Raw genomic sequence first — 2,048 nt, forward strand, 5'->3', positions numbered from 1 at the left:
CGAAAACTGGTCGACCGCGATCATTACCACAAGCTTGGGTGCCGGCGTGGCGGCTGTAACCTTTTGTACCGGCGGGGCCGAATTCTGCGCAAGACCGGTTCCGGCAGCGGCAAGGCAAAGCGCGGTAGCAAGGGCAGTGGACAGATATTTCAGCTTCACGGGCGACTTCTCCACAAGATGGCGGGGCCTGACCCCAAAAGCGCGGGCTGTCCTCTCGTCGAAAGCCGCCTATATGGCAAGCCTTCGAACGATGAACGGGCGCGGACAGAGCATGAATTTGACAAGTGAGGCTTTTGTGACACGCGTATGGCGCGCCATGCTGGCATTGCTGGCGTGCGCGCTTGTCGCATCGAGTCCGGCGGCTGCCCGGTCGACGCATATCCAGCCGAAACTGGTCGCCGAGTCGGCCGCACCCGCGCCGGGGAACACGACGACGCTCGCGCTGACGATGGTGCCCGAAAAGACCTGGCACGGCTATTGGGCCAATGGCGGCGACGCGGGCTTCGGCCTCTCGGTCGAATGGAATGCGCCCGAGGGCGTGACGATCGCGCCGTTCCGCTATCCGGTACCCGATGCACTGATCCTCTTCGGCATGATGAACCACGTCTATGAGCATCCCTATGCGCTGCTCGCCGAGGTGCAGGTCGACAAGAGCATTGCCCCGGGCACCGACCTGACACTGTCGGGGGTCGCCAACTGGCTCGCCTGCACCGACAAGGTCTGTGTTCCCGAGAAAGCGGTGATTTCGGTCGCGCTGAAGGCGGGCGACGGCAAGGTCATGCCCGCCGAGCGCGCCCGTTTTGACGGCTGGCGTGCGCTGCTGCCGCAGCCGCTCGATCGCCACGGCATATGGGAACGGCGCGGTGACATGGTGCGCTTTGCCATTCCCCTCCCCGCGAGCACGGCGGTCGACGCGCCGCACCTGTTCGTCGAGACGCAGGACGTCGTCGATTACGCCGCCCCTCAAAGCTTCAGCCGCAACGGCGACCGCATCATCGTCGAAACGCGCGTGAAGGGCGACAGGGCGGGGCCAATTTCGGCGTTGCTGAAGCTTGGCGGCGGGCGCGGGCTGTCGTTGACGCTCGAGCCCGGCGCGGTTCCCGCCGCCGGCGAAGCGATTGCCGGAAAAGCCGCGGGCATCGACATGAGCCTGTTCTGGACCGCGCTCGGCGGCGCGATCCTCGGCGGGCTGATTCTCAACCTGATGCCCTGCGTCTTCCCGATATTGAGCCTCAAGGCACTCAGCCTCGCGCGCTCGGGCGGCGATGTGCGTTCGGCCAAGATCGAGGCGCTTGCCTATAGTGCAGGCGCGGTCGTCACCGCTTTGCTCCTCGGCGGGGCGCTGCTCGCTCTGCGCGCCGTCGGCCAACAGGTTGGGTGGGCGTTCCAGCTCCAGCATCCGGTGAGTGTGTTGGCGCTGCTGATCCTCGCGCTCGCGATCACACTCAACCTGATCGGCGCCTATGAGCTGCCATCGTTCGGCGGCGGGCAGGCGCTTGCCGACAAGGGCGGCGCGGCGGGCGGTTTCTGGACCGGCGCGCTCGCCGCCTTTGTTGCGACGCCGTGCAGCGGCCCGTTGCTCGGCGCGGCGCTTGGCGCAACGCTGGTACTGCCGGCATGGGCGGCGCTGCCGATCTTCGGCGGGCTCGGCCTGGGGCTGGCCCTGCCCTTCCTTGCGATCGGCTTCGTCCCCGCGCTGCGGGGTCGCCTCCCCAAGCCGGGGCCGTGGATGGACCGCTTCCGCAAATGGATGGCGCTGCCGATGGGGCTCACGACGCTGGCGCTCGCATGGCTGTTGTGGCGACAGCTCGGCAGCGGCGAGCAGTTGATATGGCCGATCCTCGCGGTCGCGATGGCGGTTGTCCTGCTCACGCATTACGGATCGATCCAGCGCGGCGACCGGCGGTCGTGGCTGCTGATCGCCTCGGGCCTGCTCTTCCTCGCCAGCCTCGCGGGCACGGTGACCGAAGTCGCGGAGGCGGGACGCACGGCCGACGGCACCGGATCGACCTTCTCCCCCGACGCGCTCGCCAAAGCGCGTGCCACGG

1 protein-coding gene is annotated in these 2,048 nt (G+C 67.6%); it reads left to right on the forward strand.

Annotation, left to right across the window (positions count from 1 at the left end; translation table 11 throughout):
* Positions 1 to 295: 295 nt before the first annotated feature.
* A partial coding sequence (locus VGD20_RS10890; protein ID WP_331134466.1) for a protein-disulfide reductase DsbD domain-containing protein occupies positions 296 to 2,048 on the forward strand: 1,753 nt, incomplete at its 3' end.

This window comes from Sphingopyxis sp. (genome assembly GCF_036402335.1).
Taxonomy (GTDB): Bacteria; Pseudomonadota; Alphaproteobacteria; order Sphingomonadales; family Sphingomonadaceae; genus Sphingopyxis.